Annotated in this window: 8 protein-coding genes; all 8 read right to left on the bottom strand. The window is 75.5% G+C overall.

From position 1 onward, the window contains the following. A partial coding sequence (gene lgt / locus G5C62_RS24195) for a prolipoprotein diacylglyceryl transferase (protein ID WP_164703016.1) occupies window positions 1–877 on the bottom strand: 877 nt, incomplete at its 3' end. After that, window positions 874–1,674, bottom strand: coding sequence for a tryptophan synthase subunit alpha (gene trpA, locus G5C62_RS24190; RefSeq protein ID WP_164703015.1), 801 nt, complete (start codon window positions 1,672–1,674; stop codon window positions 874–876). The genes lgt and trpA, both read right to left, overlap by 4 nt. A gap of 73 nt (window positions 1,675–1,747) precedes the next feature. Further along, on the bottom strand, window positions 1,748–3,142 hold the full coding sequence (gene trpB, locus G5C62_RS24185; RefSeq protein WP_164703014.1) for a tryptophan synthase subunit beta: 1,395 nt from the start codon (window positions 3,140–3,142) through the stop codon (window positions 1,748–1,750). A 139-nt stretch (window positions 3,143–3,281) separates the two neighbouring features. Continuing rightward, window positions 3,282–4,091, bottom strand: a complete 810-nt coding sequence (gene trpC / locus G5C62_RS24180) for an indole-3-glycerol phosphate synthase TrpC (protein ID WP_036340796.1) — start codon at window positions 4,089–4,091, stop codon at window positions 3,282–3,284. Between the two features lie 192 nt (window positions 4,092–4,283). Further along, window positions 4,284–4,943, bottom strand: a complete 660-nt coding sequence (locus G5C62_RS24175) for a TIGR02234 family membrane protein (protein WP_164703013.1) — start codon at window positions 4,941–4,943, stop codon at window positions 4,284–4,286. Beyond that, complete coding sequence (locus tag G5C62_RS24170; protein WP_206330835.1) at window positions 4,940–6,445, bottom strand: anthranilate synthase component I; 1,506 nt, start codon at window positions 6,443–6,445, stop codon at window positions 4,940–4,942. The genes G5C62_RS24175 and G5C62_RS24170 overlap by 4 nt, the downstream gene beginning before the upstream one ends. Continuing rightward, window positions 6,442–6,816, bottom strand: coding sequence for a phosphoribosyl-AMP cyclohydrolase (hisI, locus tag G5C62_RS24165; protein ID WP_164703012.1), 375 nt, complete (start codon window positions 6,814–6,816; stop codon window positions 6,442–6,444). Before hisI ends, G5C62_RS24170 begins: the two co-directional genes overlap by 4 nt. 57 nt (window positions 6,817–6,873) lie before the next feature. Continuing rightward, the coding region (locus G5C62_RS24160) for a hypothetical protein (protein ID WP_206330834.1) at window positions 6,874–7,213 on the bottom strand (340 nt) is incomplete at its 5' end.

Genomic DNA, 7,213 nt, shown 5'->3' with positions numbered 1-7,213 from the left:
CGCCGGCCTCCTCCGCGCCGCGGGTGATGACCTCCCGCGGCCGGCCGCGGTTGACGACCATGTACGCGACGGCCAGCAGGCCGACGATGATCGAGGTGAAGACGTTGAGCCGCAGCCCGAGGAACTGCTCGGCCGTGTCGATGCGGAGCATCTCGATCCACACCCGGCCGGCGCAGTAGGCGGCGACGTACAGCGCGAAGGCCCGCCCGTGGGAGAGCCGGAAGCGGCGGTCGGCCCAGATCACCAGCGCTGCGACGCCGAGGTTCCACAGCAGCTCGTACAGGAACGTGGGGTGGAAGGTGCCCAGCACCTGCGGTGCGCCGTCGGGACCGGTGAGCGCTTGACCGGCGGAGGCGTTCCAGCGGTAGATCGTCAGCGCCCACGGGAGGTCGGTGGCGCTGCCGTAGAGCTCGTTGTTGAACCAGTTGCCCAGGCGCCCCACCGCCTGGGCGAGCACGATGCCGGGGGCGATGGCGTCGGCCCAGGCAGGCAGCGGGATCCCCCGCCGCCGGCAGCCGATCCACGCGCCGACCCCGCCGAGCGCGATCGCGCCCCAGATGCCGAGGCCGCCCTCCCAGATGGCGAAGGCCCGGATCGGGTCGCCGCCCTCCCCGAAGTAGGGCTGCGGGGTGGTGATCACGTGGTAGATGCGACCGCCGACGATGCCGAAGGGCACCGCCCAGACGGCGATGTCCAGCACGTCGCCGGGGGCGCCACCGCGCGCCACCCAGCGGCGCTCACCCAGCCAGCAGGCCAGCACGATGCCGGCGATGATGCACAGCGCGTAGGCGCGCAGCGGGAACGGCCCGATCTCCCACACCCCCTGGGTGGGGCTGGGGATCGCGGCGAGGACGGAGGCGTCCGCCAGCAGCGTCATGCCTGCACCTTCGCACGCCGGACGCCCGCGGCGAGCTCGGCGGACAGTGAACGCACGCCGTCGGCGCCGTGCCCGTCGAGCAGCCGCCGCACGTAGGCCGACCCGACGATCACCCCGTCGGCGAACCCGGCGACCTCGGCCGCCTGGTCGCCGGTGGAGACCCCCAGGCCGACGCACACCGGCGGCCCGCCGGCGGCGGCACGGGTGCGGGCGACCAGTCGTTCCGCGGCGTCCCCGACGGTGGCCCGGCTGCCGGTGACGCCCATCGTGGAGGCGGCGTAGACGAAGCCGCGGCAGGCGGCGACGGTGGCGGCGAGCCGGGCGTCGGTGGACGACGGCGCGACCAGGAAGACCCGGTCCAGGCCGACCCGGTCGCTGGCGGCCAGCCACGCGCCGGCCTCGTCGGGGATGAGGTCGGGAGTGATCGCGCCCGCGCCACCGGCCGCGGCCAGGTCGTCGGCGAACCGCTCGACCCCGTAGCGCTCGATCGGGTTCCAGTAGCTCATCACCACCGGCACGGCACCGGCGGCGGCGACCGCGCCCACGGCGCGCAGCACGTCGGCCATGCCGACCCCGGCCCGGACGGCGACGTCGACGGCCTCCTGGATCACCGGCCCGTCCATCCCCGGGTCGGAGTAGGGCACGCCGATCTCCACGATGTCCGCCCCACCCTCAACCGCTGCGACCATCGCCGCGATCGAGGTGTCGACGTCGGGGTACCCGACCGGCAGGTAGGCGATGAGCGCCGCCCGCCCGTCGGACCGCGCCGCGGAGATGCGCTCCTGCAGTGCGCTCACGAGTCCTCCTCGCCGGCGCTCGTCGGCTGCGTTCGCGGAGCTGCTGCGCTCATCGGTTCGCTCGCACGCTCGCTCACTGCTGCTCCCCCGCGTCCTGCCCGGCCACGGCCCGGTCGTTGCTGACCGCGCCCTCGGTGGCGTGCTGGTCGGTGTCCAGGCCCGGCCCCGGTTCGGCACCCCGGCCGGCCTCGACGGCCCGCTCGTCGGCGTCGGTCGGCGCCGTCCGGTCGGCGAGGTCGAACCAGGCGCTGGCGGTCTCGACGTCCTTGTCGCCGCGGCCGGAGAGGTTCACCAGCAGCAGCGCGTCCGGGCCGAGCTCGCGGCCGACCACCATCGCCCCGGCCAGGGCGTGCGCCGACTCGATCGCCGGGATGATCCCCTCGGTGCGACACAGCAGGGCGAAGGCCTCCATCGCCTCGGCGTCGGTGACCGGCCGGTACTCGGCCCGCCCGATGTCGTGCAGGAAGGCGTGCTCGGGGCCGACGCCCGGGTAGTCCAGGCCGGCGGAGATGGAGTGCGACTCGACGGTCTGGCCGTTGTCGTCCTGCAGCAGGTAGGAGCGCGCGCCGTGCAGCACGCCGGGGTCTCCTCCGGTGATGGTGGCCGCGTGCCGGCCGGTGTCCACGCCGTCCCCACCGGCCTCCAGGCCGACCAGCCGGACGGCCTCGTCGGGCACGAAGGCGGTGAAGATGCCGATCGCGTTGGACCCACCACCGACGCAGGCCAGGACGACGTCGGGCAGCCGCTGCTCCCGCTCGAGCAGCTGCGCGCGCGCCTCGTCGCCGATGACCCGCTGGAAGTCGCGCACCATCATCGGGAACGGGTGCGGGCCGGCGACGGTGCCGAAGACGTAGTTCGTCGTCTCGACGTTGGTCACCCAGTCGCGGAACGCCTCGTTGATCGCGTCCTTCAGCGTGCGGGAGCCGGTGGTCACCGGGATCACCTCGGCGCCCAGCAGCCGCATCCGGGCGACGTTCAGCGCCTGGCGGCGGGTGTCCTCCTCGCCCATGTAGACGGTGCAGGACAGCCCCATCAGGGCCGCAGCGGTGGCGGTGGCGACCCCGTGCTGGCCGGCGCCGGTCTCGGCGATGACCCGGGTCTTGCCGATCCGCTTGGTCAGCAGCGCCTGGCCGAGCACGTTGTTGATCTTGTGAGAACCGGTGTGGTTGAGGTCTTCGCGCTTGAGCAGCACCCGCGCACCGCCGCAGTGCTCGGCGAACTTGGGCACCTCGGTGATCGGGCTGGGCCGGCCGGTGTAGTCGCGCTGGAGGCGGGCGAACTCGTCGAGGAACGCAGGGTCGACCCGCATCGCCTCGTAGGCCGCGGTCAGCTCGTCCAGCGCGGCGATCAGCGCCTCCGGGACGAACCGGCCGCCGAAGACACCGAAGTGCCCCGTGGCGTCCGGCCACTCCCCCGACGCCGTGGCGTCGGGGACGTCAGGGGCCGGGGCGTGCGCGGAGAGGGTCATGCCCCCCAGCGTAGGGACCTTCCTCCTCCTGGCCCTCCTGCAGGGGCCCGCCGCGAGCTTGCGAGCGGTGGGGGGCAGAAGAAGGACCCCGTCCTCCTCATCCCTCGCAGGCTCGGGCGAGCCTCGGGACGGGGCCTGACTAGCGGGTGGTGCGCGGGGTCGCCGGGTGGGAGCCGGCGGTGACCAGGTCGGCGACCGCCTGCCGGGGGTCGCCGGCGGTGACCAGGCCCTCCCCCACCAGGACCGCGTCGGCGCCCGCGCCGGCGTAGCTGATCAGGTCGTGCGGGCCGCGCACCCCGGACTCGGCGATCTTGACGACCTCGCTGGGCAGGCCCGGGGCGATCCGCTCGAAGGTGGAGCGGTCGACCGACAGTGTGGTCAGGTCGCGGGCGTTGACGCCGATCACCGAGGCACCTGCGGCGAGCGCGCGGTCGGCCTCGGCCTCGCTGTGCACCTCGACCAGGGCGGTCATGCCCAGGGACTCGATCCGCTCGAGCAGGCCGATGAGCACCGGCTGGTCGAGCGCGGCCACGATGAGCAGGACCAGGTCGGCCCCGTGCGCCCGCGCCTCGTGCACCTGGTAGCTGCTGATCACGAAGTCCTTGTTCAGCACCGGGACGTCCACGGCGGCCCGGACGGCGGCCAGGTCGGCGTGCGACCCGCCGAACCGGCGGCCCTCGGTCAGCACGCTGATCGCCCGGGCGCCGCCGGCGGCGTACTGCGCGGCGAGCGCGGCCGGGTCCGCGATGGCAGCGAGGTCGCCCTTGCTCGGGCTGCGCCGCTTGACCTCGGCGATGACACCGACGCCCGGGGCCCGGAGGGCGGCGAGGGCGTCCAGGGCGGGCCGGGCATCGCGGGCCGCGGCCTGCACCTCGGTCAGCGGGGTGGTGGCCTGACGGGCAGCGACGTCCTCCCGGACACCGGCGACGATCTCGTCGAGGACGCTCATGACCCCTCCTCGGACCTCTCAGGATGTGGCACCGGACCGGTCCCCACCACTCGGACCGCGCGGATCACTCTAGAGACGGCCCAGGACCGGTTCCCTGCCGGGGGCCGGTGCACGCCGCTCGGACGGCCCGGGTGTAAGAACCGGCGGGCGGGCCCGGGGCAGGGCCGCGCGGCGAGGAGGAGGACCCCGTCCTCACGCGGTCGGGTCGTCTCCGCGGTCCAGGGCCTTCCAGGCCGCCTGGTGCCGGTCCTCGTCGGTCTCCGGACGAGCGGGACGAGCCGGCCGGGCGGGCGCTGCCGTCGCCCCCGCCGGCTGCCCGGTGCGCTCGTAGCGACGCCCCATGCCCGGCCAGTCCCGGCCGCGCAGCACCACCAGGGCCCCGGCCAGCACGCCGAGCACACCGGCGACCAGGGCCACCGCGGGCCAGGTGGCCACGGGGTCGGTGGTCACCTGGGCCTGCCCCAGCCCGACCCCCGACGTCACGTCGGCGCCGCCGAGGTCGAGCGAGCCGGTGAGCGCACGCAGCCCCGACCACCCGAGCACGCCACCGGCCACCGCGACCAGCAGGCCGACCACCACCCGGCCGACGCCGCGGACGGCGATGACCGCGACCGCGGCGGCGAGCAGCAGCAGCCCGCACGCGGCGACCAACGGTGCGGCCTGGCTGCCGGTCAGCACCTGCACCGTCGGCGGCAGCGGCGGTTCGCGCACGACCGTGACGTCGGCCCACGGCTCGCCGGACGCCGACAGCGCCAGCCCACCGGAGAGCGCGCACAACAGGACCGCGACGGTGAGCTCCCGCCGGCCCCGGGTGGTGGCCGGAGGCGGGACCGGGGGCGCGGGGTGGCTCACCGGAGCTCCCGCAGCCCCTCCGCGGTGGCGATCGCCGACAGCACGGCGCGGGCCTTGTGCCGGGTCTCCGCCTCCTCGCTGGCCGGGTCGCTGTCGGCCACGACGCCGGCGCCGGCCTGCACGTAGGCGCGGCCGTCGTGCAGCACCGCGGTGCGGATGGCGATGGCCATGTCCATGTCGCCGCTGGCGTCGACGTAGCCGACCGTGCCGGCGTAGAGCGCCCGGCGGGTGGGCTCCAGGGACTCGATGACCTCCATCGCCCGCGGCTTGGGCGCCCCGGAGACGGTGCCGGCGGGGAAGGTCGCGTCGAACACGTCCAGCGCGTCCCGGTCGGCGGTCACCTGGCCGGCCACGGTGGAGACCAGGTGCATGACGTGGCTGTACCGCTCGACCCGCATGAAGTCGGCGACCTCGACGGTGCCCGGCTCGCTCACCCGGCCCAGGTCGTTGCGGGCCAGGTCGACCAGCATCACGTGCTCGGCGCGTTCCTTGGGGTCGGCCAGCAGCTCCTCGGTGAGCCGGACGTCGTCCTCCGGGGTGGCGCCGCGCGGACGGGTGCCGGCCGGCGGGTGCACCACGGCCCGGCTCCCGGTCACGGTGACCAGCGCCTCCGGGGAGGAGCCGACCACGTCGAACGGCGACTGCCGCCCGGCGAAGCGCAGCAGGTACATGTACGGCGAGGGGTTGGTGGCCCGCAGCACCCGGTAGAGGTCCAGGGCGTCGACGTCGGTGGCCAGCTCGAAGCGCTGGGCGAGCACGGTCTGGAAGACGTCGCCGGCGCGGACGTGCTCGCGCACCCGCTCGACGCCGGCCTCGTACTCCCCCGGTCCCATGTTGCTGGTCACCGGCGGCGCGTCGGCGGTCTCGACCGTCGCGACCCCCGGGGGTGCGGCCTCGGCCAGGTCCGTGGCCATCGCGTCGAGCCGGGCGACCGCGTCGTCGTAGCCGCCGGGCGCCCCGCCCAGCACGTTGGCGATGAGCAGCACGGTGCCGTCGCTGTGGTCCAGCACCGCCAGGTCGGTGACGAGCATGAGCGCCAGCTCGGGCATGCCCAGGTCGTCGACGGCGGTCTGCGGCAGCCGCTCGAGCCGCCGGACGACGTCGTAGCCCAGGTAGCCCACCAGCCCGCCGGTCAGCGGCGGCAGGCCGGGCGTGCGCGGCGAGCGGAGCCGGCGGGCCAGGGTGCGGACGGCGGCCAGCGGGTCGACGGGCAGGTCGTCGGTGAGCCCGGGCAGCGGGTCGCCGAGCCAGGCCGTCGTCCCGTCGGCCTCGGTGAGCACGCCGGCGCTGCGCACGCCGACGAAGCTGAACCGGGACCACTGCTTGCCCTGCTCGGCGGACTCCAGGAGCACGGTGCCCGGCCGGTTGCCGGCCAGCTTGCGGTAGATGCCCACGGCGGTCTCGCTGTCGGCCAGCAGCCGGCGGGTGACCGGGACGACGGGCGCGTCCAGGTGCGCGAACTCGGCGCGGGTCGGGCTGGTGCGGCCCAGCTGCAGGCTCATGCCGGCGTCCCGGTCGTGGCCGGCAGCGGGCGGTGGAAGCAGCTGCGCTCCCCGGTGTGGCAGGCCGGGCCCTCCTGGTCGACCAGCAGCAGCAGGGCGTCGCCGTCGCAGTCCAGCCGCACGTCGCGCACCCACTGCCGGTGGCCGGAGGTCTCCCCCTTCACCCAGTACTCGCCGCGACTGCGCGACCAGTAGGTGGCCCGGCCGGTGGTGAGCGTGCGGTGCAGCGCCTCGTCGTCCATCCAGGCGACCATCAGCACCTCGCCGGTGTCGTGCTGCTGCACGACGGCGGCGACGAGGCCGGCGGGGTCGCGGCTCAGCAGCGTGGCGACGGCGGGGTCCAGGGCGGTGTCGGGGGCAGGGGCGGACATGCGCTGATCGTCCCACCCGGCGCGCCGCGGCCGGTCAGGCCCCGGACCGGGCGCCGGTCAGACCCCGGGCCGGGGCGCTCCTGCGGGCGGCTGCTCCCCCGCCGGTGCCGGTGGTGCGGCCCGCCGACCCCACGCCCGGGCGTCGGGCAGGAAGGTCAGGCCGGCCGCCGTCACCGCGAGGACGACGTACAGGACGGGGACGAAGCCCAGGACGTCGCCGACGGTCCGCGAGGAGAGGTCGGCGAGCACCGTCACCCAGTACAGGCTCAGGGCCAGCTGGAGCCCGCAGGCGGCGAGCAGGAACCGGCGGTCGCCGTTCAGCTGCCGCAGCCCGCCCACGACCAGGAGGGCCACCAGCGCGAGCTGGGCCAGCGCCGTCCCGGTGCCGACGCCGGCC

The organism is Modestobacter sp. KNN46-3 (assembly GCF_011039295.1).
This window is presented reverse-complemented; position numbering and strand designations above follow the sequence as displayed.

Excerpts from the sequence above, each read along its gene's own strand:
- trpB (WP_164703014.1), bottom strand. The coding sequence starts at position 3,142 with ATGACCCTCTCCGCGCACGCCCCGGCCCCTGACGTCCCCGACGCCACG.
- trpC (WP_036340796.1), bottom strand. The coding sequence starts at position 4,091 with ATGAGCGTCCTCGACGAGATCGTCGCCGGTGTCCGGGAGGACGTCGCT.
- G5C62_RS24170 (WP_206330835.1), bottom strand. The coding sequence starts at position 6,445 with ATGAGCCTGCAGCTGGGCCGCACCAGCCCGACCCGCGCCGAGTTCGCG.
- hisI (WP_164703012.1), bottom strand. The coding sequence starts at position 6,816 with ATGTCCGCCCCTGCCCCCGACACCGCCCTGGACCCCGCCGTCGCCACG.